General features: G+C 62.6%; 23 protein-coding genes and 1 tRNA gene. 15 read left to right on the top strand and 9 right to left on the bottom strand.

All coding sequences use genetic code 11. From position 1 onward, the window contains the following. Positions 1-64: 64 nt before the first annotated feature. The gene (locus NDK18_RS12710) at positions 65-928 is read right to left on the bottom strand and encodes a tetratricopeptide repeat protein (RefSeq protein ID WP_250623886.1); all 864 of its coding nucleotides are present in this window, start codon (positions 926-928) and stop codon (positions 65-67) included. A 165-nt stretch (positions 929-1,093) separates the two neighbouring features. Here NDK18_RS12710 and NDK18_RS12705 point away from each other — a divergent pair, with 165 nt between their 5' ends. Genes NDK18_RS12705 through NDK18_RS12695 form a run of 3 tightly spaced genes read left to right on the top strand, consistent with a single transcriptional unit; the run spans position 1,094 to position 3,266 of the window. Next, positions 1,094-1,897, top strand: coding sequence for an SGNH/GDSL hydrolase family protein (locus NDK18_RS12705; protein WP_250623885.1), 804 nt, complete (start codon positions 1,094-1,096; stop codon positions 1,895-1,897). A gap of 11 nt (positions 1,898-1,908) precedes the next feature. Further along, on the top strand, positions 1,909-2,418 hold the full coding sequence (locus NDK18_RS12700) for a DUF2127 domain-containing protein (protein WP_250623884.1): 510 nt from the start codon (positions 1,909-1,911) through the stop codon (positions 2,416-2,418). A gap of 56 nt (positions 2,419-2,474) precedes the next feature. Next, entirely contained in the window at positions 2,475-3,266 is a 792-nt protein-coding gene (locus NDK18_RS12695) for a hypothetical protein (RefSeq protein ID WP_250627970.1), read from the top strand. Between the two features lie 7 nt (positions 3,267-3,273). Here NDK18_RS12695 and NDK18_RS12690 read toward each other — a convergent pair whose 3' ends face one another. Beyond that, positions 3,274-4,530 carry an MFS transporter gene (locus NDK18_RS12690; RefSeq protein WP_250627969.1) on the bottom strand — a complete coding sequence of 419 codons (1,257 nt, stop codon included), beginning with the start codon at positions 4,528-4,530 and terminating at the stop codon, positions 3,274-3,276. A 111-nt stretch (positions 4,531-4,641) separates the two neighbouring features. Here NDK18_RS12690 and NDK18_RS12685 point away from each other — a divergent pair, with 111 nt between their 5' ends. Then, a complete protein-coding gene (locus NDK18_RS12685; protein WP_250627968.1) occupies positions 4,642-5,541 on the top strand; it encodes a LysR family transcriptional regulator in 900 nt (299 codons plus the stop codon). A 51-nt stretch (positions 5,542-5,592) separates the two neighbouring features. Here NDK18_RS12685 and NDK18_RS12680 read toward each other — a convergent pair whose 3' ends face one another. After that, positions 5,593-6,501 (bottom strand): cyclase family protein, encoded by a 909-nt coding sequence (locus tag NDK18_RS12680; RefSeq protein WP_250627967.1) that lies wholly within the window; start codon positions 6,499-6,501, stop codon positions 5,593-5,595. Positions 6,502-6,540: 39 nt separating this feature from the next. Continuing rightward, the gene (locus NDK18_RS12675; protein ID WP_250627966.1) at positions 6,541-7,338 is read right to left on the bottom strand and encodes a helix-turn-helix domain-containing protein; all 798 of its coding nucleotides are present in this window, start codon (positions 7,336-7,338) and stop codon (positions 6,541-6,543) included. Positions 7,339-7,454: 116 nt separating this feature from the next. Here NDK18_RS12675 and NDK18_RS12670 point away from each other — a divergent pair, with 116 nt between their 5' ends. From NDK18_RS12670 to NDK18_RS12650, 5 genes are all read left to right on the top strand, one after another. Next, positions 7,455-8,339: an alpha/beta fold hydrolase gene (locus tag NDK18_RS12670; RefSeq protein WP_250623878.1), complete on the top strand. Its 885-nt coding sequence runs from the start codon at positions 7,455-7,457 to the stop codon at positions 8,337-8,339. A 29-nt stretch (positions 8,340-8,368) separates the two neighbouring features. Next, positions 8,369-9,751, top strand: a complete 1,383-nt coding sequence (locus tag NDK18_RS12665; protein WP_250628041.1) for a chloride channel protein — start codon at positions 8,369-8,371, stop codon at positions 9,749-9,751. 610 nt (positions 9,752-10,361) lie between these two features. After that, positions 10,362-13,439 (top strand): TonB-dependent receptor, encoded by a 3,078-nt coding sequence (locus NDK18_RS12660; RefSeq protein ID WP_250627965.1) that lies wholly within the window; start codon positions 10,362-10,364, stop codon positions 13,437-13,439. A 77-nt stretch (positions 13,440-13,516) separates the two neighbouring features. After that, positions 13,517-15,925 (top strand): GH92 family glycosyl hydrolase, encoded by a 2,409-nt coding sequence (locus NDK18_RS12655; RefSeq protein ID WP_250627964.1) that lies wholly within the window; start codon positions 13,517-13,519, stop codon positions 15,923-15,925. A gap of 448 nt (positions 15,926-16,373) precedes the next feature. Next, complete coding sequence (locus tag NDK18_RS12650; RefSeq protein WP_250627963.1) at positions 16,374-16,820, top strand: hypothetical protein; 447 nt, start codon at positions 16,374-16,376, stop codon at positions 16,818-16,820. 234 nt (positions 16,821-17,054) lie between these two features. On the opposite strand, the gene NDK18_RS12645 is transcribed toward NDK18_RS12650, so the two are convergent. Then, positions 17,055-17,651, bottom strand: a complete 597-nt coding sequence (locus tag NDK18_RS12645; protein WP_250627962.1) for a hypothetical protein — start codon at positions 17,649-17,651, stop codon at positions 17,055-17,057. 338 nt (positions 17,652-17,989) lie between these two features. Between NDK18_RS12645 and NDK18_RS12640 the strand changes: the two genes are divergently transcribed. After that, positions 17,990-18,397 (top strand): hypothetical protein, encoded by a 408-nt coding sequence (locus tag NDK18_RS12640; RefSeq protein ID WP_250627961.1) that lies wholly within the window; start codon positions 17,990-17,992, stop codon positions 18,395-18,397. Here NDK18_RS12640 and NDK18_RS12635 read toward each other — a convergent pair. Then, positions 18,394-18,666, bottom strand: coding sequence for a hypothetical protein (locus tag NDK18_RS12635; protein ID WP_250627960.1), 273 nt, complete (start codon positions 18,664-18,666; stop codon positions 18,394-18,396). The two genes, NDK18_RS12640 and NDK18_RS12635, sit on opposite strands and share 4 nt — an antisense overlap. Before the next feature lie 59 nt (positions 18,667-18,725). On the opposite strand from NDK18_RS12635, the gene NDK18_RS12630 reads away from it, so the two are divergent. Then, positions 18,726-19,094 carry a bleomycin resistance protein gene (locus tag NDK18_RS12630; protein WP_250627959.1) on the top strand — a complete coding sequence of 123 codons (369 nt, stop codon included), beginning with the start codon at positions 18,726-18,728 and terminating at the stop codon, positions 19,092-19,094. Between the two features lie 62 nt (positions 19,095-19,156). Here NDK18_RS12630 and NDK18_RS12625 read toward each other — a convergent pair whose 3' ends face one another. Further along, positions 19,157-20,401, bottom strand: coding sequence for an ABC transporter permease (locus NDK18_RS12625; RefSeq protein WP_250627958.1), 1,245 nt, complete (start codon positions 20,399-20,401; stop codon positions 19,157-19,159). Positions 20,402-20,411: 10 nt separating this feature from the next. Next, positions 20,412-21,722: an ABC transporter permease gene (locus NDK18_RS12620; RefSeq protein ID WP_250627957.1), complete on the bottom strand. Its 1,311-nt coding sequence runs from the start codon at positions 21,720-21,722 to the stop codon at positions 20,412-20,414. Between the two features lie 611 nt (positions 21,723-22,333). Between NDK18_RS12620 and NDK18_RS12615 the strand changes: the two genes are divergently transcribed. Further along, positions 22,334-22,522 (top strand): hypothetical protein, encoded by a 189-nt coding sequence (locus NDK18_RS12615; protein ID WP_250623870.1) that lies wholly within the window; start codon positions 22,334-22,336, stop codon positions 22,520-22,522. 77 nt (positions 22,523-22,599) lie between these two features. On the opposite strand, the gene NDK18_RS12610 is transcribed toward NDK18_RS12615, so the two are convergent. Then, positions 22,600-22,684, bottom strand: a tRNA-Leu gene (locus tag NDK18_RS12610). Between the two features lie 97 nt (positions 22,685-22,781). On the opposite strand from NDK18_RS12610, the gene rnr reads away from it, so the two are divergent. Genes rnr through NDK18_RS12595 form a run of 3 tightly spaced genes read left to right on the top strand, consistent with a single transcriptional unit; the run spans position 22,782 to position 26,577 of the window. After that, complete coding sequence (rnr, locus tag NDK18_RS12605; RefSeq protein ID WP_250627956.1) at positions 22,782-25,553, top strand: ribonuclease R; 2,772 nt, start codon at positions 22,782-22,784, stop codon at positions 25,551-25,553. Then, entirely contained in the window at positions 25,550-26,293 is a 744-nt protein-coding gene (gene rlmB, locus NDK18_RS12600; protein WP_250627955.1) for a 23S rRNA (guanosine(2251)-2'-O)-methyltransferase RlmB, read from the top strand. The genes rnr and rlmB overlap by 4 nt, the downstream gene beginning before the upstream one ends. Next, positions 26,293-26,577, top strand: coding sequence for a CBU_0592 family membrane protein (locus NDK18_RS12595; protein ID WP_250627954.1), 285 nt, complete (start codon positions 26,293-26,295; stop codon positions 26,575-26,577). The genes rlmB and NDK18_RS12595 overlap by 1 nt, the downstream gene beginning before the upstream one ends. Positions 26,578-26,593: the final 16 nt, after the last annotated feature.

The raw sequence follows: 26,593 nt of genomic DNA, 5'->3' as shown, positions 1-26,593 counted from the left end.
ACGGTCCCCGGAATATTCCGGGGACCGAGACTAGCGCAGGTTCATGCGAAGCGGTGAACCGTCGTCAGGTCCAGCTGTCGTCGCTGCCGCCGCTGTCGAAGCTGGAGTCGTCGCCGCCACCGCCACCACCCCAGCCACTATCGTCGTTGCCCATGTCGATGGGCTGGTCGCGAAGGTCGTCGTAGGCCTGGCCGCGGCTGTCAGCGGCATCGTTGCCGCCGACGATCCCGTTCCCGCCGCGTTCGCTTTCTTCGCGGCGCTCATGGTTCTCGTACATGTTCACCGCCGCGGCGCCAAGGGCGCCGCCAGCCAGGCCGCCCAGGAACGAGCTACCCATGCCCGAGCCCTGGTTTTGCGGCGGATACCCCTGGCCGGGAAATCCCGGCGGAACATTGGGATTGGGACCCTGGCCATAGCCGTAGCCCGGGCCGCCGGGTGGCTGGGATTGCCGGCGACGCATCACCATCATCACGATGCCGCCGATCACCCCCAGACCCAACACCCATGGCCAGATGCTCGTATGGGGTTTCTCCACTTGGAACGGCACGGGGGCCGCGGCTGCAGCTGATGCCTCACGCCGCGCTGGCGCGGCGCGCGTGGGTGCTGGCGCGGTAGCCTGGCGCAGTTCCGTCTGGAAGCGCTGGAACTTGGCCGGATCGGTAAAGCCGATCTTGGGATCCAGTGCCTGCGCCTTATCCGCTTCGGTGCGTGCATCGCCGATGTTGCCCTGGTGGGCCAGCACCTGCGCCAGCACATAGTGCGCCTTGGCGCTTTGCGGATGCTCGGCGATGGCCTGGCGCAATTCCTGTTCGGCCAGGGGGTAATTACCCTGGGCGATGGCTGCCTGTACCGCCTTGGGCGAGTCGTCGGCGAATACAGGGCCGATGGCTATAAATGCCAGGCAGAGCGCGAACAAGAGCTTCTTCATCTTTCGTGCCTCACTTTTAGCTTATCGCCATGCGCGGATTCTATCCGTCCATGGTGGGGTGTCGCCGTGATGGTGCAAGGGCCCGGTCACCGTGACTTCAGGCACCCGTTGTCGGTGGCGGGCTGCCGGCCTATGCTCAAGAACTCGTCGTGAAGGGTTGGACCGATGAATCGTGCATGTGCCGCATTTGCGCTGGCTGGGTTGGTACTGATGGGCTCGGCATGCACCACGGTGGCGCCCAAATCGCAGGCGGCTTCCACGGTCGATGCCAACGCCAAGGCCACCGCGGCACCGGCGGTACCCACCAGCGAACAGAAGCTGGCCGAGGCCCAGAAGCAACTGGCTGACTGGCCGCAACTGGCCCGTTACCACGCCGACAACGAAACCGTCGCCAAGCCTGCCAAGGGCGAGAAGCGTGTGGTCTTCATGGGCGATTCGATCACCGATTTCTGGGGTCGCGGCCAGGGTGTGTTCTTTACCGACAAGCCGTACATCAATCGCGGCATCAGCGGGCAGACCACGCCACAGATGCTGGTCCGCTTCCGCGCCGACGTCGTTGCCCTTAACCCCAAGGCCGTGGTTATCCTGGCCGGCACCAACGACATCGCCGGCAATACAGGCAAGCAGAGCGTGCAGATGATCGAGGACAACCTTGCCTCGATGGTCGATATTGCCCGGGCCAACCACATCAAGGTGATCCTGGCCACGGTGCTGCCGGTGAGCGACTACTTCGATCCGAACCAGAGCAAAAACCGCCCGCCGGAGACCATCAAGGAACTCAACACCTGGATCCGCGACTACGCCCGGGGCGAGCACCTGGTGCTGCTCGACTACTACCCGGCGATGCTCGACGAAGAGGGCGTGTTCAAGAAGAGCCTGACCTTCGATGGGCTGCACCCGAATGCCGCGGGCTATGATGTCATGCGGCCGCTGGCGGCCAGGGCGATCGCCTTGGCACTGGGAAAATAAGCCCAAACTTCATGGACCACGCATCCGCTTCCTCTGCAGATACCGAAAAATACCCGGCAGGACTTCGCATTATCGCCGTGTACAAGGCGGTGAAGACCATCGGCCTGATCTTCATCGCCATCGCTGCCTTTCGCCTGGATCGCGAACAGAACTTCCAGAATCTGGTGCAATGGCTTGAGCACCTGCAACTGACCGAAAGCAACAGCATCCGCTGGAGCCTGGTGCACCTGCTCGAGGGCATGGGGCCGGCGAAATTCATTGCGGTGGGCATTGTGGCGTTGGTCTACGCCGCTATCTTTGCCACCGAGGGCATCGGCCTGTGGATGCGCAAGCACTGGGCCGAGTGGTTCACCGTGATCGCCACCGGCTCGTTTGTGCCCGTCGAACTGTACGAATGCATCGTGCGCTTCGGCTGGCTGAAGCTTGCCGTGATGGTGGCCAATATACTGATCGTTATCTACCTGGTGCGTATCGCCTTGCGACCCCGGCACGCTAGCGTGGCTACCAGTTCAGGCGTATAACGACGTCGAACATCACATCGGACGTGCCCATGGGGATCATCAGGCGTTGCGTGGTCGTGCTGGCCATCGTGTTTGGCGTTTGCGCGTGCGATCAGCAAGCCATGATCGACAAGCTCACGCCCCATCCCGCCGCCGAGATCGGCCGGTCGGTGATCGACGAATGGCGGACGGGGAAGATCGACGAGCTTCGCCCGATGTTGTCCGGGGAACTGGATAACCCCGACACGTTGGTCAAGCTTCGTAGCCTCTCCGCCGGAATGCCATCAGGCACGCCCACCAACGTGAAGCTGGTTGGCACCTACACCGGCGAACACTGGGCGAGCGGCAAGGCGAAGCAGACCACTTATAACCTGAGCTACGAATACCAGTTTGACCACCGCTGGCTCGTCGCCAACGTCGTTTTGGTCAAGACCGGCGAGCGTACGGAAATCGTGGGTATGCGAGCCGAGACGCACGATCAGTCGCTCGAACAAATCAACGCTTTCTCGCTTGCCGGGAAAGGGCCTTTGCAATGGCTCTTCCTGCTGGGCGTCATCGCCATGCCTTTGTTCTGCCTGTTCGCTCTGGTCACTTGCCTGCGCACTCCGATGCGGCGGAAGGTATGGTGGGCGTTGTTCACTCTGGTGGGTGTGGTAACGGTATCGATGAACTGGAGTACGGGCGAGCTGGGCTTCTCCCTCATTTCGTTCCGGCTGTTCAGCGCTTCCGGCGTGGCGCAGCCTTATGGGCCATGGCAGCTGGCCCTGTCGTTCCCCCTTGGCGCCGTGTGGTTCTTGGTGCGGCGGCGACACCTCATTGCTTCTACGCCACCGTCGCCTCCGAAGGATGTTCCCTCCGGGGCGGGGTAGTCGCTCTCTAGGCTTCGGCAGATCCTTGCGCGAATACGTCGCCGGCAAAGGCAAGGGCAACAAATACCAGGCACGCCATGCACACGCCGGTCCAGCCGGCGGTAGCCCAGGCGATGCCGGCACTGGCAGCGCCGGTGCCTCCGCCGATGAAGAACACGCCCACGAACAATCCATTGAGGCGGCTGCGGGCTTCGGGGGCGAGCATGTTGATGGCGTGCCGGCCGATCGTCTGGTCACCGACGGCGCCGGCGTCGATCACGATGGCCGCCGCCACCAGCAAACCCAGCGCCAGATAGCGATGTTCGCTTGCATCCAGGCCGAACCAACCGGCTCCCGCGATGCCGGCCAGCACTACGCCAGCGAGAAGCACCACGTGGGCCACGCGCATGCCGATCTTGCTAAGGCCCTTGTCGCCCACCTTGCCGGCCAGCGGAGCGACCACGGTGCCGGCCACGCCCGCCAGTGCAAACGCCGCTGCGCCATTGGCATCAAGGGAAAACGGCGCCTGTGCCAGCAGCATCGCCACGCTCGTCCAGAACGCAGCGAACGCGGCCATCACGAATGCCGCGGATACGGCGTAGCGGCGCAGCACACGCTCGCGTATCCACAACGACCATAGCGAGCCGATAAGCGCGCCATAGTTGTGGCCGAAGTCCGGGCGACGGTCGGGAAGGTTGCGCCAAAGCACCACGGCCAGCGCCAGGTCCAGTCCACCAAGCAAGGCATAGAACCAGCGCCAACCAAAGTGTCCGGCGACCAGGCTCGCGAGCGGGCGCGAGAACAGGATGCCGAGCATCACGCCGCTCATCACGTTGCCTACCGCGCTTCCGCGACGTTCCGGATGTGCCATGGAGGCGGCCAGCGGCACCAGCACCTGGATCGCACACGAGGTGGCACCTGCCACACAGGCGGCCAGCAGGAATACCGGCGCATTCGGTGCGACAGCGCCAAGCGCAAGCATGGCGGCGCAAATGGCAAGCGTCGTCACGGCGAGCCTGCGGTTCTCCAGCAGGTCCGCCAACGGCACCAGGAACAGCATGCCCAAGGCGTAGCCCACCTGCGGCAGCGTGGCCACCAGGCCCGCCAGCGAGGCGGGCAGGCCAAGACCGCGTGCCACCGGTTCCGCCAATGGCTGCGCCGCGGTGAGGTTCACGATCATGATGCTCACGGCAAACGCGAACAGCACCGTCAGGCCGCGCGTCAGCGTGCCAGTCGGTTCGACGGGTGTGGCGGTGGCCTGGACGGCCGGGGCATCGGGAGGCATGGGGTGGGCATTTGCGGCGGGGTAGGCGATGGATGTTAAATACCCATGGGCGATGCATCAATTGAATAATCTTTATAAAGAATATGCCTTACTTGCATAGTCTGGAGCGCCATGAATACGCATGACCTTGCAGCCTTCATTGCCGTGGTGGACTCAGGTTCCATCGTGCAGGCCGCTAACAAGCTGCATCTCACCCAGCCGGCGGTCACCCGCCGCGTACAGGGCCTTGAGTCGTTGCTTGGCGTTCAGTTGCTGGACCGGCAGTCCAAACCTTTGCGGCCATCGGCCGCGGGCCGCGAGGTGTATCGCAAGGGGCGGCAGATGCTGGAGGCCGAGAGCGAGCTGATGACATCGGTGAACCCGGCAACGGAGCCCACCGGCGAATTGCGCCTGGGGATGCCGCCGTACCTGGCCGACATGATGCTTGCCACGCCGGTTGATCGCTTGCGCGAGTGCTTTCCCAGGCTATCGCTGCGTATCCAGAGTACGTGGTCGCCCGGGCTCACGGCGGCGGTCGAGAACGATATGCTCGATGCTGCCGTGGTTGGTTTTGCCGATGGTAGTACGCCGCCGTCCTCGCTGGTCGCGCATCCATTTTCCAGGCAACCGATTCGTATCGTGGCCGCGCCATCTCTGGGGCTTCCAACGAGAAGCGACCTTAAGCGCCTGTCCGGGTTTTCGTGGGTGCTGAGCCAGAACGGCTGCGGCATGCGGTCGGTGCTAAGGCGCACGATGGAAGCTTCGAACCTGTCGTTCGATGTCACCGTGGAGGCCGTGGGCTCGGAACTTCAGCTCTCGCTGGTGGCCCGCGGCGCAGGCGTGGGCATGGTCACGGCCGATCTTCTTGAGCGCAGTAATTACCGGGACAGGCTGAAGGTGCTCCAGGTGGCGGACTTCCGCACCGATGTGGTGGGCTGGCTCGCTTATCGTCCGCTGCCACCTCGCCTGGAAGCTCCGGTGGCCTTGTTGCTGGAGGAGTTGAAGAAGCTGCCCATCGCCTCGCGCTTCTGAAGGTTTGCGCAAAAGGGGCGCCTGACAGCGACGCCCCGTGTGTTCTGGACATTACGCGCTGGCGTCCACCCATGCGTGGGCGCGCACCGGGAAGGTGCCCATCCGGCTTACCTTGGGCGGTACGGCGGAGAACCGGAGGCCCTCGACCGGAAGCTTCTCGAGCCCGGTGAGGTGCTCGACGATCGGGATGCCGGCACCCAGCAGGATGGTATGCACCGGCCGCTTGCCGTCGGAGGTATCGTCGATGTTGAGCGAATCGATGCCCACCAACCGAGCGCCCTGGTCGCGCAGGTAGATCGCGGCCTTCTCGGTCAGGAACGGATGCCCTTCGAAATAGGCATCGGTGCGCCAGTGGCGATCCCAACCGGTGTGCACCAGCACGGCCTTGCCCTTGACGTTGGAGGCTGCGAATTCGGTCCAGTCCACCGCGCGGTTCGTGGCGCCGGCCACGCGCACGACCACGGCGGGCACGCCTGAGATCTGGTCCAGCGCCAGCCCAGCCAGGTCGCAGCCATCGGCGTAACGATGGAAGGGAGAATCGATGTAAGTGCCGGTGTTGCCCACCATGTCCAGGCGGTCGATCACGAACGAGGTGCCTTCGGCGTAGTGGGCCTTGGAGTTTTCCCGCGAAATGTAATCGCATACCAGCGGTGCAGGCAGCCCCTTGTAGGTGATCATGCCGCTTTCAATCACGTGGCTGAGGTCGAACTTGTGTGTTCCCTCACCCGGCTCCGCTTCATCAACCGCCGTTGTCCGCTTGTGCCGTTCGGTGATGATGGTCTTGTTGAGGATCTTTACGCTGCCCACCATCAGCAGGCGAAGGTCGCGGACGATGTATGCCGCCAGGGCGTCGTCGTCGATGTCGTCGCCATCGATGTCCAGGCGGAAATCCTGGCCCTGGATGCCGCCGCCGTTGGAAAACGCCACGTCGAAATCGAAGCACACTCTCTTGTCGGTCATTTGCGTTGTTCCTTGGGGCTTGCTTGCTTGAAGATCACGTCAGGCACGGCGCAATAGCGCTTCGCGAGTGGCATCGTCGGCCGGGTACAGGCATTCGAGCGCCAGTTCCGAAAGCGTCACGTCCACCGGTGTGCCGAATACCGTGATGGTGGACAGGAAAGAAAGCACCGTGTCGCTGCCATGCATGCGCAGGCGCAGCGGTACGGCGATGCGTTTGGCCGGCCGGGTGGCTTGCGAGCCTGATCGAACGGGATAACCGCGCAGTTCCGCCAGGAGTTCGGCCAGGTAGGGATCACCCGTCTCCACGACCTGTGCATGCAGCCTCTCCAGCAGATGCGACCGGCATTCGTCGAAATTCTCGATGCGGGGGGCAAGGCCTTCCGGGTGCAGGGTCATGCGCAGCACGTTCACCGGCGGTTGCAGCAGGTGAACGGCCACGCCCTCAAGGATGGGCGCGAATGCCGCATTGCTGGCCACGATGCACCACTGGCGGTCCACCGCCATGGCGGGGAAGGGCTCGTGCGCCTTCAGGATGCTTTCCACTGCCACTCGCGCGGCGGCCATGTCGGGCGAATCCAGCGGTTGTTCGGAATAGACCGGTGCGTATCCACCAGCCACGAGCAGGCGATTTCGGGCGCGCAATGGCATGGCGAGTTTCTCGGACAAATGAAGCAACATGTCGCGGCTCGCTGCCGCCCGTCCGCTTTCGACGAAGCTCAAATGGCGCGTGGAAACCTCAGCCTCGTTCGCCAGGGCGAGCTGGCTGAAACGCCGGCGCTGGCGCCATTCGCGCAGCAGGCCGCCGGGGGTCTGGTTTTCCATGGCGGCAAGAGTCATCGCGTATTTCCAACAGTGGGGAATATTCCGGGCATTACCCGTGAGGTAATCGCCGAGGGGGACATGCTCGCCGATGCTTCGTTTGCGCCGATGCCCGGCCCAACCTGGAGACTACCGTGCAATCCTTCCTCGCTTCCTCCCCCATTCGTCAGGCCACCCCCGCCACTGCGCCCGTCGTTGAGACCGGCGATGGCCAACTGTTGTTCGTCCGCGACTGGGGCCATGGGCCGACGGTGCTCTTGCTGGCCGGTGCCGGCATGGATTCGCGCCTGTGGGCCGAAACCATGGTGGGACTGAACGATGCCGGCATGCGCACCGTTGCCTACGACCGCCGGGGCCACGGCTTTTCCAGTGACTGCGGGGAGGTCGACTACGATCTGCTGGCCAACGACCTTGCCACCGTCATCGCCACCCTGGATCTTCACGACGTCACCCTGGTAGCCCATTCAGGCGCGAGCGGCGAAGCCATCCGCTACCTGTCCCGGCATGGCGACGAACGTATCCGCCAACTGGTGCTGGTGGGCGCCACCGGTCCGTGCATGCTGGCAGCGCAGGACAACCCCTGCGGCGTGCCCAGGGAAGTCGCCGAAGCGTTGCTGGGTGAACTGGCCTACGACCTTGCTGGATGGATCGACCGAAATGCCGAACCCTTCGCACCGGGCGTGCCGGACCGGCTTATCCAGTGGCTTGGCCAGATGATCATGGATGTCTCGCGCCGCACGTTCGTCGATTTCCAGCGGGCGATCCTGGAAACCGACTTCCGCGACGAGGCGGCTGCGTTGCGTATTCCGGTCACCTTGATCCATGGCGACATGGATGCGTCCGCGCCCATCGAACTTACCGCGCATGCCTATGCGCGCATCCTTCCGGATGCGGAGTTGATCGTCTATGAAGGTGCGCCGCATGGCCTCATGTACACCGATCGTGCTCGATTCACCGGCGAACTCGCGGCAATCGTTGAATCGGTAAACCAGCAAGGCCTCCGGCGGGCGATGCTATAGTGCTTGATCGCAAGCACGGTAAAGGCCGGATGTCCGAGGGCAATCGAAAGTCATGGGCCTGGTGGCGACTCGTGACATCGCACGAGTTGCTTTCCGCGGGCCAGTGGCGGCGGCGCCTTCTCTTCTGGCTTGGCGCGGTACTCGTGGGGCTTGCGGCTATCGTCTTCGCCAAGGCGGCTGACTACGCCTTCCATCTGTTCCAGCAGCTTCGGCATTTGGCCTGGTGGTCGCCGTTCCTGGTAACCCCCGCGGTGTTCGCGCTGCTTGCGTGGCTTACGACCGGAACCTTGAATGCCACCAAGGGTTCGGGCATTCCCCAGGCCATTGCCGCCATGCACGTGGAAGACGAGGCATTTCGCCGAAAGCTGCTTGGGCTGAAGATTGCAGCGGGCAAAATGGCCCTGACCCTGGCGGCACTGCTTGGCGGTGCATCGGTGGGTCGTGAAGGCCCGACCGTCCACGTTGGCGCAAGCCTCCTGTATTCACTCGGAAAGCGTTTCGGATTTTCCGATGCCACGTCCGCAGGACGCTTCATCCTGGCTGGGTCTGCGGCGGGGCTGGCGGCCGCCTTCAATACGCCGCTGGCGGGCATCGTCTTCGCCATCGAGGAAATGTCCGGGGCGTTCGAGCACCGGATGAGCGGCATCCTGTTGACCGCCGTCATCATCGCAGGCGTCGTATCGCTTGGCATTCTCGGCAACTACGCCTATTTCGGCTCCATCACCGCCATGCTTCCGCTCGGTCGCGCCTGGATTGCGGTGTTGCTGGACGGTGTTGTCTGTGGCTTCGCCGGCGGTCTCTTCGCCCGGCTAATCCTGCCTGCAGACACTGGCATCCTCGGGAGGGTCAACCAGCTTCGCGCGAAGGCGCCCGTGCTGTTTGCCGGCGGCTGTGGGCTGGCGCTGGTGTTGCTAAGCCTGCTCAGCCATGACGGGCTGTATGGAACCGGCTATGACCAGGCAAAAGATATCCTGACCCAAACAAGCACGACCGGAAGCGGTTATGGCGTGCTGAAATTGATGGGGAATATTGCGTCGTACTGGGCGGGTATTCCCGGCGGCATCTTTTCGCCCGCGCTTGCCGTGGGCGCGGGGTTCGGAAACAACATTGCCGCGCTTTTGCCGGGAAGCGACACCTCGGCCGTGGTGCTGCTAGGCATGGCAGCGTATCTGGCGGGCGTTACCCAGGCGCCTCTTACGGCCGCCGTTATTTCCATGGAACTGACAGCCAACCGGCAAATGGCCATCCCTATCTTGGCAACCTGCCTTATCGCGCGCGGCGTATCCGCATTGGTGTGCCCGAAGCCTGTCTACAAAGCGTTGGCTGAACGCTTGATCGAAAACTCAGGCCTTGCTGAAGCGCGAAAAGATGAAGGTGCAACACCTTCCCGCAACGCGCCGGAGCGGGACTGAGCAAGGGTGAACACGCAAAGCAAGGGTGAATGAGAAAGTTTAGTTCTTCGGAACTTCAATGGCGGCGGCACTCCTCGCGCGGCCACTCCGCGCCCCGCATAGCGCCGAAAAGCTTCGGCCAGATGACGTTTTTTGCATTGCAGCGTGACAGCTTGCGTTTTCGGCGTCTTAATCTGCAACAGCGGGATTTAGACCGATCCAAATAAAGGCGGTCGGGTCACGCAGGGTGACGAGGGATTTCGATAGGGATGGCACGCGCAGGGTCGAGGATGTTGGCGTCGGGCCCATTCCGACGTGTCGCTACCTCAAGCCAGACAGGTTGACGGGAAAGAGGTCCGCTCCAGCATTCCAGTGAGTCAAAGCATCCGCTGTTGATGGGGAGTGGTGTCGGATACCGAAAATTTTGGATCGATCCAACTTGAGAGGGAGGAATCGAGGCGACAAGTCGCCAATCCGCAGTACGTGATTAAACGGGGATTACTGCGCCAACTTGAAGGCGCATAACGAAAGTAGGGAATCACGAAAAATGACACATTTGCCGCACGTGTTTTCACGAAAGCCGTTGTGTACCGCGCTCGCCCTGGCGACTTTGTCCATGGGTTGCCTGGCAATGCCTGCCATAGCCTTTGCGCAGGCCGATGCGCCCGCTGCTTCCTCAACTGCGCCGTCGCCGCAAACATCCGACAGCACCGCAGTCAAGAAGGATGACAAGGGGAAGAAAGGCGACGTAACAGACCTGCAAACGGTCGTCGTCACCAGCTTCCGCCAGTCGGTCGACCAGAACATGCAGGACAAGCGGGATTCCAATTCCATCGTCGAGGTGATCAACGCTCAGAACATCTCGCAGTTTCCCGCCAAGAACATCGCCGACGCCCTGGCGCACGTGCCAGGCGTGGTCATCACCCGCGAGTCCGGCGAGGGCAAGACGGTCAGCATCCGCGGCCTTGCGCCCGAACTCACGCTGACCGAGCTCAACGGCAACTACGTGGCCTCGGCCGACACTTCGGCGGGCCTCACGCGTTCGTTCAACTACACGTTGATTCCAGCCAACATGTTTTCGGACATCAAGCTCTACAAGAGCCTGGAAGCGCGCCTGGATGAGGGCGGCATCGGCGGCAACGTCGACCTGCACACCCGTCGTCCGCTGGAAATGAAGGCCAATGACGGCTTCATCTCCTTCAATGGCACCGGCTCGGACAACAGCAGCAAGAAAGACCCCCAGGCCTCAGCGTTGTGGTCCTGGAAGAACAAGGACGAGACCTTCGGCGTCCTTGTCGCCGGCACCTACCTCAAGCGCCGCGATATCGACTACACGGCCAATGCTTCCAGCTGGCACTGGTGGGACAACGACTGCGTCGATACGGCCACATGTACCCATCAGCCGACGAACGTGCATGGCCAGCAGTATGGCCCCGACGTGGCGCCCAACCTGGCTCTGTGGCCCGGTGGCGGCGTGGTCGACCAGGCCGGCAACGGCTATTCCGGTTACTGGATGCCGCAGCAGTTCGCCACCAGCCGGAACCAGCTGGACCTGAAGTCCAAGAGCGCCCAGGCCACCTTGCAGTTCAAGCCCAGCGACCATTTCCTGCTGACGGGAAATTACTTCCGCTTCCAGCGCGAACAGACCCAGATCACCAATACCCTGGAAGTGCCCGAGTGGGGGCTGCCCAGCAACGCGAACTTCACCGACCAGCAGGGCAGGTTGCTCGCTGCCAATGGCCTGACGTTCGACCCGTCGCACACCGTGGTCACTGGTGCGAACTACGTCCTTCCGCCCGCCGGGGTAGGTTGTAACTCCACGACCAATCCCTCCACCGGCGCGCAGCGGCAGACGGTGGACGTATGCTCCACCGAAATTCCGTGGCTCAACGGCAACTACTCGGTCGAAAAGGCCACCTCCCAGACCATCAACCTGGAAGGCGAGTGGGATAACGGCGGCGATCTCAGCGGTACGTTCAACGTCGGCCGCACGTGGTCCACGGGTGGTCCGTCGGTGGAACTGGGCATGGCTGCCAAGCCGCGCAACTTCGTCGACGGCCAGTGGGTGGACGGTAGCAACGGGGCATCCTGGACGCTCAACGGCAAGCCGACCATCAATGCCTCGCCCAACGTGCTGCAGAACATGCTGGCCGGCGCGGGGCAGGTGGATCTTGGTTCCACCGGCTCGAACATGGTCAATACCACCGACTCGCAGAACTTCGCGCAGGCGGACTTCACCTGGGCCTTCGATGACAGCTGGATGCAGTCGTTGCAGTTCGGTGTGAAGTACCGCGACAGCAATGCCTCGCAGGTGAACAACGAACTGCGCTGGTACTGCAAGGGCACCCAGCTTCAGTTCCAGACCTGCGATCCAAACGCCGGCCAGCTGCCTGCGGGCTTCCTGGAATCCAGCCCGCTCGGTGGCCACACCGAGGTCTACAACGACGCCATCTTCCCGGCGATCAATTTCCCGGCCTACTACAACTATCTCAATTCAACCTACGACCGGGTGCTCTACAACCATCCCGAAGATAAATCCTCGATCCAGGAAAAGATCTCGGCAGCCTACGTACAGGCGAATTTCCAGACCGACACCTTGCGCGGCAATGTGGGCCTGCGTTTTGTCAGCACGAAGCAGAACCTGACCGTTGCCGACGAAATCACCACCAACAACGCGGTGTACTACCACGATACGGGCGGCAACATCCTGATCTGCCCGACCACCGGCCTGAACATCGCCGGCGGCCCGTGCGCTCCGGGTGACTTCCAGTACCTGCCGCGCGAACAGTCGGTGATCCAGACGTTCTCCAACGCCACCACCAGCAAGCGGTACAACAAGCTGCTGCCGAGCTTCAACGTTGCCTGGACGCTCCCGAACGACTTCGTGGTGCGTGCCGCAGGCTCGCAGGCACTGGCCCGCGCCAACTACACCGACCTTGCCCAGCTGGGTAGCCTCACCAACAACACGGTGGACTACTACAACGACCGCAAGCAGTTCGGCGCACCGCCGCCGGGTTGGTACGGTAGCGGCGCCAACGCGGACCTCAAGCCCTTCACGGCCACCCAGTTCGACCTGGCAGGCGAGTGGTACTACGCGCCTGAATCGGTGATCGGCCTGGACCTGTTCCAGAAGAAGGTGAAGAACTTCGTCGTCCCGGTCACCGTCAACAACATCAACGTGGATGTCGGCGGCACCGAGCAGAACTTCCTGCAGTACAGCACCAATGCCAATGGCCGTTCGGGCACCTCCAAGGGCATCGAGCTCTACACGCAGCACACTTACGACTGGGGCTTTGGCTACATCGCCAACTACACGCTCAACAAGACCAACGAAACGCCCGTTACGCTCGGCGACACGGCAGTGGGTAAATCCGAGCTGATCGGCAGCGCCAAATACGCGGCCAACGTGTCGCTGTTCTATGAAAAGAACGGGTTGCTTCTGCGCGTCACCAACAACTGGACGGGCCGCACCATGCAAGGTCTTTCGTCCGGTCTGCCGATCTACACGCGGCCGTACCACCAGCTTGATCTGAACGGTGACTACGAGTTCAACAAGCACCTGATGCTGACCGCGTCGGTGATCAACCTGACCAAATCCACGGCCCGCCAGTACCTCGGCGGCGACACCACCGCGCGGCTGTACGAACTCGAATACGCCGGGCGCCAGTACTACGTGGGCATCACGTACAAGTTCGGAGATGGTGGCTGATAGAGGATGAGCGGGGCCGGGCATCCTGCCTGGCCCCGCTGCTTCAAGCACTTTTTGGTTTAATCAGGAACCCGATCATGACCCCAAGCACGGCACGCTTTCGCCGCCTTCGTTCCCTGAAACGCGGCTGGCCTGCCGCGATTGCATCCATCCTGGCGATCGCCGCCGTGGTAAGTCTTGATCCGGGCCATGCCAAGGATGCCAAGCCGCAACCATCGGCGAAGTCCACGGTGGACCTTGCCAATCCGCTGGTCGGTACGGCGCCACTGGATCGGCAGGAATGGATCGGTAACTCGCCCCCTCCGGGCGAGTTGTTGTATTCGGGCATGACATCCCCGGGTGCCAGCCTGCCGCAAAGCTCCACCGAGGCAGCCCCCGTCAACGTCAACGCGGACTTGAGTTACCCCGCGGGCGTGGACACGTCCTACTTCTACGGCCAGCCGACGATGTTTGGTTTCACTGGCGGCGGAGCAACCTATGGCGCACGCGCGGCGCCGATGATCTCCCCCGTGGTGGGCGACTGGACGGTGCCGCCCGACTACAAGGCGTCGTACTACGACAAAGCCACCGAGAAGGCTTCGCCGGGCTACTACACAGTGGACCTGGCCACCTTTCATACCAAGGTCGAACTGACGGCGACACGGTGGAGCAGCATGTTGCGCTTTACCTTCCCGGCCAACCATCGCTCGAACGTGGTGGTGAATCTACGTCGCATGGGTGGTGACGTGGAAGTGGTGGGCGATCACACCATTCGCGGCATGGCCGCCGCTGGCCCCCGGCCTGAGCGCGACTCCGACGGTCGTTATTTCATTGCCGAATTCTCCCGGCCGTTCGCCCAATTCGGCAGTTTCTACGCCAACCCCGGCGAGGCGGGCCACAGCCACGGCTTGCTGGGTACCTCCGATGTGCAGGCTGACCGGCGCACAGTATCGGGCAGCTACGCGGGCGCGTACGTCACCTTCGACACCAAGGCGGGCGACCAGGTGCTGGTGCGGGTGGCCCATGGCCGCAGCGCCGCCGAGGCCGAAGATCGGCTGAAGGCCGACGGCACGGATGCGAACTTCGACCACGCACGCGAGCAGGCGCGCGCGGAATGGGCGCAGCTGTTCGATCGCGTGCAGGTGAGCGGCGGCACGCCGAAGCAGCGCATGTTGTTCTACTCCACGCTGTACCACACGTTCGCAAGCCCGCGCCTGCTGGCGCATAAAGGCCAGCATTTCACCAACGCCGACGGCAAGGACCAGATCGCCAGCTACGATCGCTATGGTCCTGTGCCGTTCTGGGATACCGGCCGCAACCAGATCACCTTGCTGATGCTGCTAGCGCCGAAGGTGGTGCAGGACATCATGCAGTCCGAACTGGACGCCGCGCGCGAACGCGGGTACATGAATACGTCCTTCCACGGCGACCACGCGGTGTTCCTCTACGATGGCGCCTGGCAACGCGGCATCGAGTTCGACTATGCCGCCGCCTACGAATACCTGCGCAAGAACGCCACCGATCCCAAGGGCCCGCGGGGTTACCTCGCCGAGTACATGAAGAACGGCTGGATCTCCGACATCGTCCCGCCGGGCAATCCCAGCCCGCCGTACGCCGCCGGCAAGGCCGGTGCCGCCACTACCCTCGAATACGCCTGGGACGACCATGCCCTGGCCGATGTCGCCCGTCGCCTGGGCAAGGCGGACGACGCCGCGATGTTTGAGAAGCGCGCTGCGAACTACCGCAACGTGTTTGACAAGTCGGTGGGCTTCATCCGCGGCCGCACCGAAGACGGCAAATGGATTTCACCGTTCGATCCAGGCGAGCCGTACTACAACTTCATGATGAAGGAAGGCTCCGGCTGGTCCACGCTGTGGCTTGTACCGCATGACGTGCAGGGTCTGATCGACCTGCTCGGTGGCCGCGACGCCTTCAATGCCAAGCTCGATACGTTCTTCTCTACCCCTTACACAGCCAAGGGCATCTGCCGCGACTGCACGGGTCTCATCGGCCAATACGTGCAGGGCAACCAGCCTGACCAGCAGGCGGCGTACCTGTACGCTTGGGGCGGTCAGCCCTGGAAGACACAGGCATTGACACGTCGCATCCTTCAAGACCTGTACGGCAGCGATGCCAGCGGCAATGCGTATCCGGGCATGGACGACCAGGGTTCCACGTCTTCGTGGTATGTGCTGAGTGCGATGGGCTTCTATCCTGTCGATCCTGCCACCCCGGACTACATCATCGGCAGTCCGATCTTCGACAAGGTTCGCCTGAGCATGGGCAACGGCAAGGTGTTCGAGATCGACGCCCGCAACAATTCGGCGAAGAACATGTATATCCAGTCGGCGACACTCAATGGCAAGCCGTGGACCAAGCCGTGGTTCAGCCATGCGGACATCGCGAACGGTGCCACGTTGGTGCTCACGATGGGGCCGACGCCCAACAAGACCTGGGGTGCTGATCCGCACGATGCGCCGCCATCGATGTCGGCGGCTGGGCAGTGAGGCATCGGATGTTGGAGCGCGCTTAGGGTGAGGGAGGGGGAGGCAGTGGGGTGTCATTTTCTTCACTAAGTCCTCGTCGGGCTTTGCCCTCCTGCGGAAGCGTTCCGAAAACGACACCCCACTGCCTCCCCTGCCAACGCAGCGGCGCTGGCAATGGGTGTGGATTGAGCAAGCTTCGATAGCAAGCGTCGGTGAACTTTGCGACGCTTACTATCGACTGTCAGCGTCGCGGCGGGCACCATTTCAGGGTTGCCTCAATTGAGGTGACCGGGCTTCGAAAACCCGTCTTTATACACGACGGACGCCGCGAGGACTTCGCGGCGTCCGTGCGTTGCCTCTGGCGGCGTGTCGGTGCGGGTTTATCCCGGGCCGTCTCGTGTATGCGGCTTTTCGAACCCGGCACGCCGCCACCCTCATCGTGAGGGTGGCGCACCGCCCGGAGTTGTCGATGTCAGTCATGGAAGAAAGCGAAATCTACGCCGTGGTCGGCGAAGTCATGGTGCTGTCCGCACGCATCGAAGGCAGCCTTGAATCGTGCATCGCGGCCTGCCTTCCCCCTGCCGATCCAATCGCCTCCAAGCCGGTCCTTCGCCGCCTGAACTTCACCAGCCAGGTGGCGATCCTGTACGAACTGACGCGGGGCCTCTTCGACCGGCGCGACACCCGCCTTGTGGAATTCCGCCGCTGGCTCGGCCGCCTGAAACGCATCCGCGAACGGCGCAACGACCTGGTGCACGAGGTGCTGAAGGTCGCCCAGTCGCGCGACAAGCTTGGACGATGGACCTCCGAGATCGCGCGCATGCGCGAAGAGTGCGCCGCTGCTCCACATTGGGTGCAAATTCTTCTTGAGCGGGTGGCGGTTACACAGTCGTTCGCATTTGCTGACTCTCGCTAGCGATGATGCGAACGCAATCTCACATGGACAAGATTGCAATTCGATCGTCGAAAGCGGGGTACAACGGCGGGCGGAGGACGTTGCCATCTTGGAAGCTAAAGGAATGGCCTCGGCGGGCCGGCTTGCCTACCGAAACGAGTCAGGACGTGCGCGGAGTCAATTAGGTAAGCCAGCCGTCAGATGTGACCGACGGACCACCTACAAGAGGTGTCGTCGCAATACATCGGACTTCGCTTAATACGTCGGGCGGTTGAGTCGATCAGCCAAATAATAAATGCCTAGGCAGGTCGCGCATATCAACTGCCAAAACAACATAAACGTCGCGGCTAAAAAGACGCCCTTTCCGATCTGGGCGGCGCCTCCAAGATGGCGCATCGCGCCGTCTGCCACGACGCCACTGAAAACGCAGAACACCAAAAGCGCAATGCTTTCCCAGCAAAGGAATCCGAAAAGGTATGCTAAGAACCGCCGCCTCGTGAGATCGACAACGTTATGCGCGCCGCCCATCGCAATGCGAAGGGTGGGCGTCGGCGCAGGCATGATCTCGTCAATGTCTGGTCGGTTGAATGTCGAAATCGCGGCCAGAGCTGCGATGTAAAATCCTGGCAGGATCGACGAAACCAGTGCGAGGCGATCGATGAGGCCCGAAGGCCCGGCGATTGCGCCAGGCCTGGCGAGGAAGAATACGGCTGCGGTCGACAGAACCGTCAATACTGCGGGCATCAGCCAATCAATCAACCACTTTGCTGGGTGGCGAATTCGAAGGTAGCCTCGCTTTACCTCACGCGAAAGCGCGAGCTTGCGCTGATACATGGCTGCGATAACTACCAAGAAACATTTCCACATTTGCTCAATTTCTTTCCTCTTCGCTCACTTGCACCGGTCGCTCGGTGGAACGCAAAGGTGCTTAAAGCCCGGGAGGAGTACGTTCTCCGAATAGTTACAAAATCAATTCTCTCGATTTCGAGATCGATGATTGTGCTCGCAATTACTATTCCGATGCTCGCGCTCGGCGGATATTCGGAGTATCTACTTTGGTCGATGATGTCTGATATGGGGCTATCCGATATTCTTGTGCCTTCATTGGTAATTATTGTCGCGTGTTTGATAATCCTTAACGCAGTGGCGCAGGAGTGGGAGTACGGATGGTCGAAGGAGTTCGTTCGGCCATGAAGAAGTCAGCGCTCCGAGCCATTCTCATTGGCGCAGGATACTTGGCTACCGTGTCGGTTGCGACGTTTCTGGCTCCGGCCGCACACGCAAGCACCACCGTTTCGACAAGAACATTTACGACTTTTGGGCTAAGAAGATGTAAATCTTGGCTGGAGCATGTACCTGGAAAGGCAGCCACTCCGGATCAGTTCGCAAATTCTCTCGCTCGAACGGCAGACGTGAGTTGGCTCGCCGGCTATGCCACAGGGGTAAACGCATCGGCGAGTGGCTCTGTCGATTTACTCAAGGACCTTGATGTCGACACGCTGTCCGACTGGATGGATGCGTATTGCGCGCAGCATCCGAAAGACGATGCAGTCGACGGTATTTCGGCACTGTTTTCCAAGCTCGGGCTGAAGCCCTAGTTTTCGAAGTTCAATCGACTGGGATTGGAACGCGACTTGCGCAGAATATCCAGCAGCGGCATGAACCCAAGCAACGAATACACATGCTTCGAGTGCCGCCCCATGGCAACGTTAACTATTTGGGGGAGTTCGGTTACCCCGGTGCCGCTGCGATGACGTTGTGCGTCGGAGGGAATGGGGTGGGCAAGGATGGCGGCCTTCGGTAGAGGCGTCAGGTGGCGATCCTGCACGAACTGACGCAAGGCCTGCTTGATCGGCGGGGCACCCATGGTCGTCACCCGCTCTTAGTCCTTACACTGTGGTGATCCAAGGTAGGGACGGTATTTCCATGCTGATTCCGATATTGAGTGTTCGGGACGTGGCCGAGGCCATCGCCTTCTACTCCGGTGTGCTCGATTTCCAGATCGCATTTGCCTGGCCTGATGAGAAGCCCATTTACGCCGGCCTGGTACGCGGCGGAGACGAAATGCACCTCACCTTGGCACCGCAAGCCGATCGTCACGGGCGAGGTTCGGCGATGGTGCTCTGCGACGATGTAGATGCGCTTTTCGAATCGTTCCGGGCCAGAGGACTTACCATTCCCGTACGTCCTGAATCGCCCGTGCACGAAGCTCCCCTGGACCAGACCTGGGGGACGCGAGAGGTCTATATCGACGACCCAAGCGGCAACACGCTGATATTCCAGCAGCGGAGATAGGAGGCCTGCGTGCCAACTGAGACGCTCGACGTCATTCGCAGCAAGTTCGGGAGGCTTATTGGCTAGCCCGACCGCGTGGCCTCCACCGGGGAGACGCGCGAAGCACGTAGCGCCGGCACCAGGGTGGCGGCCTGGCCCAACAGCATGACTGTCATGGCGCCATACAGCAGGTAAAGCGCCGAGAGCTGATGCATTTCGAATCGAGCCACCAGCCATTGGCTCAGCAGCAAGGCAAGCACGGCTCCAACCGCCAGGCCGCCGGCGCTGATCAGGAAATTCTCGGTCAGGAAATACGACACGATGTCATGGCGGGTGGCACCAAGCGCGCGCCGCACGCCGATCTGCTTGCGCCGCTGGGCAACCCAGAAGCTGGTCAGCCCCACGATGCCGGCCGCGGTGATGACGAGCAGGATCGCGCTCATCGCCGTCATCATGATCGCCAGGCCGCGGTCGCCCTTGTAGCCCTGCGCACGGACTTCGGAGAACGTGCGGACGCCGGCGTCCTCGCCTTTGCCCGAGGGAATGATCCGCTGCGGATTGGCTTTGAAGAGCGCTGCAGGCCCCGCTTTGGCCAGCGCGTCGAGCTGGCCCTCCTTGCTGCGGACCAGGTAGGCATTTCCCTTGTCCATCAACACGGTGGGCTCGAGCATCACGTAGTCGTAGGTCGAGTCGGCCCAGCTTCCGGCAGAGACTCCTGCGAGGTAGCGCACGATACCGATCACCGTGCTGGGCGTGGGCGAATCGCCGACGTAGACCGGCTTCCCCAGGGCGGATCCGTCGGGATACAGCTTGGCGGCAAGGGACTGCGTGAGAATGATGACGGCGGGCGCCCCGATGGTGTGGGAGTCGGTCATCTTCACCTCGTCCGCGCGGAAATTCCTCCCGGCAACGAGCGTGGCGCCAAGGGCGGGCAGCACCTGGTCGTCGGCGAACATGCGCGAGCCCACCAGGGATTCGCTGGTGTCGTTGGGCTTGGTACTGATGGCCGAGTTCCAGCCACCGCCACGCAGGGGATAGCCATAGCTGATTCCCGCGACCTGCACGCCCGGAAGCTGGCGGAGGGTTGAAAGATCGGTCCGGATCAATGGCGCGATGGCGGCACCGACGGCATCGCTCCAGTCGTTGCGTATGACCAGCAGGTTGCTCTCGACCACGCCGCTGGGGCGGTTCAAGTGCGTGATGCGCTGGTGGACGATGGAAAGCGCATTGCAGATGATCGCCAGCGTCAGGGCGATCTGGCAGCCGATCAGCAAGGTGCCGACCTTGTGGCGTTTCAAGGCGGACAGGATGGGCTTGATATGCAGCATGCGCGTGCCCTCAGTTGCTCTTCAGTTGCCAGGCGGGCTGGATCTGCGCGGCTCGCCAGGTGGGATAGAACGACGCAAGCACGGCGGCGAGGACCGCGGCGCCCACGGTCCAGGCCACCAGCGATACGTCCAGCGTAGCCAGGCGGGCGATCTGCGGGTCGAACAGCAGGTCGATGCTCCATACGCCGACGCCGGTCAGCAGCACGCCCAACAGGCCGCCGGCCAGGCCGACTGCGCCTCCCTCGACCAGGAATTGCGCGTGGATGTCGCGACGCGAGGCTCCAAGCGCGCGCCGCACGCTTATCTCAGAGGCGCGCCGCATGAACTTCGCCAGCAGCAGGCCGACCGTGTTGACCAGGCAGATCAGCAGGAAGCCGAGCGAGACGTAGAGCGAAAGCGTGGTCTCCGGCGGTATCACCCGCTGGTAGTCCAGCCACTGCGACACGTTGCGCAAGCGAACGTTGGGCGCCCAACCAAAGCGGCCGGCGCGTTGCTGGTCCTGGGCATAGCCGTGCAGGTACTGGCGGTAAGCGGTAGCCTCGGCGGCGCTGGGCAGCTCCACCCAATAGAGCAGCCACGTGCAGCCCGAGCGCAGGAAAGCGTCCCAGCCATTGCCATAGTTCTCGCCCGGACAGTTGGTGTTGCCGCGGGTGATCAGTTGTTGATCCACGGCGCGGCTCATCGGTATGAACACCTCGATCGCGTCGCCGAAAGGGCCGCTGCTGATCGGATCGAAATAGCGCGGTGTCGGGTTCCAGGTATCGATGACGCCAGTGATCGTGTAGTCATGGCCGTTGAGCCTGACCTGCCGCCCTACGCTGTTGGCGCCGTGAAACAGGCGCTCGTTGAGTTCGCGTCCGATCACGGCCACCGTGGCGCGGTTCTGGTCGTCCGACGCGGACCACGGTCCGCCGTAGAGGAATGGGATCTCGAACATCGAAAACGCATCGGCGTACACCGCGTAGCCGGCGGGGCGTATTGGCGTAGCGCCGGGTTCGCCGGGCAGCAAGGAAAGCAGTGCGGGATAGAGTACGGTCTGCCTGGGCGCCTTTTGGGCACGGAACAGCGCCATGGCGTCGGTGTAGTCGATTTCTTGTGGCGGTTCGCCGTTATCGTTCTTCTGCGGCCCGTAGTTGTCTACCTGCACGACGAACAGCTGGCTGGATTTCTGCGGTATGGGATTTCCCGACACGGCGCGGAAGATCGAGTAGCTGGTCATCGAAGTGGCTACGCCCACGCCAATGGCGATCACCATCAGCGCAGTAAGCGCCGGGTTGCGGCGAAGGCTGCGCAAACCGAGTTGCAAGTAGTACGCAAACATTTGATATTCCCTGATGCAGGAATCGAAGGCGCCGACGGACGCTGGCGCCTACCGAGGGCACACTCAACCATGTGCACTGCAACGCGCGTGCCACCTTTGTCGCCTTCGTGATGTTCTTTAAATCCGGGCTATCGAAAGCCATCAGGAGCACACTGGGCCGTCCGCGGACACCGCGCGGCGGACACGTGGACAGATAAGCTAAGGACGAGGCAGGCCGGGTAGGGTGTGCAATGCGCTTAACAAAGATCATTAGCTGTTTGTCGGGACTTCTGGTTGCGCAACTTGCCACGGCTTCGCCCCAGTCGGCGATGGTAGATCCCTGCGTCAAGCTCGTCCCGAATGATCTTGCGCGAGTGCTCGAGCACCGGTTTCCCCATGAGCGGCTTCCGGTTTCCACGGACACAAACGAGGACAGTCGCCGGCATGCGGCCAGTCGAGGCAATTCGTGTGTGCTTGTGGCGAGTGCCGATTTCGATGGCAACGGGCATCCTGACCTCGCGATACTTCTCCCTGGAAAGACTGCGACGACTTATCGCCTGGTCGTTGTGCTGGGTAAACCATCGGGGTACAGCGTGACCTCGCTACTGATACGGAAGGAATCTGTCGACAACATGTATGTTGATTTGGCCTACGCAGGCCCCTATGCCCACACCGATGCTTATGCGTTCTCGCCCGAGCATGGCTCCGTCGAGCATATCGTGAGCCCGCGCGATGGCTTCTGGTTCGGCGAACTGGAGGGCGCGGCCGACGTCTACTTCTTCAGGAAGGGGAAATGGTCTTTCGTGCATGCCGTAGACTAGTGGCAGCACCCGGCAGGCAACCCCTGCCACTCCCCCAGAAACGCAAAAACCCGCATCTCTGCGGGTTTCGCTAAACTTGGTGCCCAGGAGAGGACTCGAACCTCCACGGTTTTACCCGCTAGTACCTGAAACTAGTGCGTCTACCAATTCCGCCACCTGGGCAGGTGGAGCCGCGTAGATTAAGTACCTGTTGACATCTTGTCAACAGGGCTCGCGAAACGATGCGACAATCCCGCGCATCATCCAACAAGGTAGTTAAGTGACCCGTAAAAAAGACACCTCCGGCCAGGGCCCTGGCGCCCGCCCCTCCAACGCGCCCGGTGCGCCGCGTGGCCGCAAGGGCCCGCCGAAGGGCAAGGCCAAGGCCGGTTTCGCCGACCCCCACGCCGAGCGCGAGGCCGCGCTCTACGACCAGCCGATCGCCAGCCGCGAGGCCATCCTGGCGCTGCTTTCCGAGCGCGGCGAAGTGCTCTCCGCCGAGGACATCGCCTCGGCGCTTTCCCTGCATTCGGAATATGAAATCAACGCCCTGGGCAAGCGCCTGCACGCCATGGTCCGCGACGGCCAGTTGCTGCAGAACCGCCGCCTGGGCTATGCGCCGGTGCAGAAGCTGCACCTGATCCCGGGCCTGGTGCTGGCCAACGCCGAAGGTTACGGCTTCCTGCGCCCCGATGAAGGTGGCGACGACCTTTACCTCTCACCGCAGCAGATGCGAGCGGTGCTCCATGGCGACCGCGTGCTGGCCAGCGTCGTCGGCATCGACCGCCGCGGCCGCCGCCAGGGCGCCATCGTGGAAGTGCTGCAGCGGCGCTCCTCGCGCCTGGTGGGCCGGGTGGTATGCGAAAACGGCGTGACCCTGGTCACTCCGGACGACCGCCGCCTGCACCAGGACATCATGATTCCCGCGGGCCAGGAAAACAGCGCCCGGCAGGGGCAGATCGTGATCACCGAGATCACCGATCCACCCACCGTCCATCGTGGCCCGCTGGGCCGTGTCGTGGCCGTGCTTGGCGAACGCCTGCAGCCGTCTTTGGTGGTGGAAATGGCCATCGCCAGCCACGACCTGCCCACTGAATGGCCGGTGGACGTTACGCGCCAGGCCGAGGAAGTGGAGCCCCAGGTAACCGCCGCCGAGCGCCAGGGCCGCACCGATCTTCGCAAGCTGCCGCTGGTGACCATCGATGGCGCGGACGCCCGCGACTTCGACGACGCGGTTTACGCCGAGCCGCTGAAGACCGGTGGTTTCCGCCTGATCGTGGCCATTGCCGATGTCTCGCACTACGTGCCGATCGGCTCGCCGCTCGACCGTGAAGCGTACGAGCGCAGCACGTCCACCTATTTCCCGGGTTTCGTCGTGCCGATGCTGCCGGAGACCCTCTCCAACGGCATCTGCTCGCTCAATCCGAAGGTCGAGCGCCTGTGCATGGTCTGCGACATGACGGTGGACACCGAGGGCGAGGTCACGAAGTCCAAGTTCTACGACGCGGTGATGCTGTCGCACGCGCGCTGCACCTATAACCGCGTATGGCAGGCCATCGGCGAGAAAGACGCCGACGCCCGCCACGAACTGGTCAACGTGTTGCCGCAACTTGAACACCTGCACCAGCTCTACAAGCTGCTGTCCAAGGCGCGCAAGCGCCGCGGCGCCATCGACTTCGAAACACCCGAGGTGAAATTCCGCCTGGCACCCTCGGGCGAAGTGGTCTCCATGGGTGCGGAGGAGCGCAACGACGCCCACAAGCTGATCGAGGAATGCATGATCGCCGCCAACGTGCAGGCGGCCAGGTTCCTGTCGAAGAAAAAGGTGCCAGCGCTCTACCGCGCGCATCCGGCGCCGCCGGAAGAAAAATACGAAGACCTGCAGAAATTCCTCGCCGAGTTCAAGCTGCGCATGCCGCCGGCGTCGGAGGTCACCCCGGCCGATTTCTCAGCCTTGCTTAAAAAGGTGCGCGGCAAGCCGGAAGAAAGCCTGGTGCAGTCGGTACTGCTGCGTTCGCAGAGCATGGCCATCTATTCGCCGGAAAACCTCGGCCATTTTGGCCTGGCGCTGGATGCGTACGCGCATTTCACTTCGCCCATCCGTCGTTATCCGGACCTCCTGGTTCACCGTGCCATTCGCTACGCCATTGGCCGCGGCGCTGCTGGTGAGTACGCCTATACCGACAAGGCGATGGCGAGCATGGCGGTGCATTGTTCGCAACGCGAGCGCCGTGCCGAGGAAGCCGAGCGCGACGTCGACGAGCGTTTCAAGTGCGCCTGGATGGAAAAACACGTCGGTTCGGAATTCGACGGCGTGGTGACCGGCGTCACTTCGTTTGGCCTGTTCGTCGAACTGACCGAATCGCGCGTGTCGGGCCTGGTGCACATCTCGCAACTGCCCAACGATTACTACCGCTTCGAGCCCACCCGTCATCTGCTGGAAGGCGAGCGCACCGGCAACCGCTTCCGCCTGGGCGACTTTGCTCGCGTGCAGGTACTGCGCGCCAGCCTTGAAGACCGCAAGATCGACTTCCGTCTGGTGCCAGGGGTGAAGGCGCCGCAAGCCAAACCCGTGGTGAAGCACGAGCATCGCCCGGAACCGGTGGCGTTGCCTGCGAAGAAGACTTCGCGCATCGCTTCGGCCGGTGCGGCCATCGGCAAGGCCGTGGGCAAGGTGTTCGGTCGCAAGAAGGCCGAGGAACCGTCGTTGCCCAAGCCGCAGCCGCGCCACGCTCCCCAGAAGTCCGCAACCACCAAGGAAACGGGCAACAAGTACGGCCCGCAGTACGGCGGCACGCCGCGCGGGCAGGGCGAGGGCGGTCGCGGTGCCGCACAGGCCCCGGGCCGTCGCCAGGCGGGCCCGGTCAAGGCCGGTGCGAAAGCCAGCCCGCAAGGTGGTGGTCGCGCTGCACAGGGTGACAAGGCACCCGGCGGCGGTCGCGGCGGCCAGCAGGCGGCGCCAGGTAAGTCATCTGGCGGCCAGCGCGGACAGGGCCCTGCGCCCTCCACCAAGAAATCTCCCCGCGGTCCAAGAGGAAAGGGCAAGGCATGAGCGAAACATGGATCGTCGGCATCAACCCGGTTGAGGGTGCGCTGGCGAATGACCCGGAGCGCGTGCGCGAAGTGATGGTGGAGCGGGGCTCGCGCAATGCGCGAGTCACCGCGATCGCCGAACTGGCACGCAAGCTGAAGATCGTGGTCAAGGAAGCGTCGAAGGAGGCCCTGGAGCGGGCCGGTGGCGAAGAGCGCCACCAGGGTGCCATCGCGCTTTACGACACGCCGCCATTGTTCACCGAAAACGAGCTCCCCGACCTGATCGAAAAAGCCGGCGGCGGTGCTTTGTTCCTGGTGCTCGATGGCGTCACCGATCCGCATAACCTCGGCGCGTGCCTGCGCAGCGCCGCGGCGGCGAAGGTTACCGCGGTGATCGTGCCCAAGGATCGCGCCGTGGGCCTGACGCCCACCGTGCGCCGCGCCTCGGCGGGCGGTGCGGATCTGGTACCGCTGGTGGCGGCTACCAACCTCGCGCGCACCCTGCGTGAATTGAAGGATGCAGGCGTCTGGCTTACCGGCCTTGCCGGTGACACCGACCAGTCGATCTATGCGATGGACCTGAAGGGTCCCATCGCACTGGTGCTGGGCAGCGAAGGCGAGGGCATGCGTCGCCTTACCCGCGAGACCTGTGATTTCGTGGCGAAGATTCCCATGCCTGGCTCCATGGAAAGCCTGAACGTGTCGGTCGCCACCGGCATCGTGTTGTTCGAAGCATTACGCCAACGCGGAGGCAAGTGATGAGCGGCTTCTACTGGCACGACTGGGCGGGTCTGTTGGGCGTGTTGTTGATGCTGGGCGCGTTTGCGCTATTGCAGGCCCACAAGCTGCACGGCAACGGACTTACCTACCAGCTGATGAACCTGATCGGTGCGATCGGCATCCTGCTTTCCCTCACCTTCGGCAATTTCAACCTGGCGGCCTTCGTCCAGGAGCTGGCCTGGTTCGCCATTGCCGCCTACGGCATCGCGAAGGGCGTGCGGATGAAACAGAACGGGCATTCAGGTCCCTTCCCAGACGCTTGATACAATGCACGAACCG

The organism is Pinirhizobacter soli, assembly GCF_015905305.1.
Taxonomy (GTDB): Bacteria; Pseudomonadota; Gammaproteobacteria; order Xanthomonadales; family Rhodanobacteraceae; genus Pinirhizobacter; species Pinirhizobacter soli.
The sequence above is the reverse complement of the archived record's forward strand: the minus strand, read 5'-3'. Positions and strand labels throughout refer to the sequence as shown.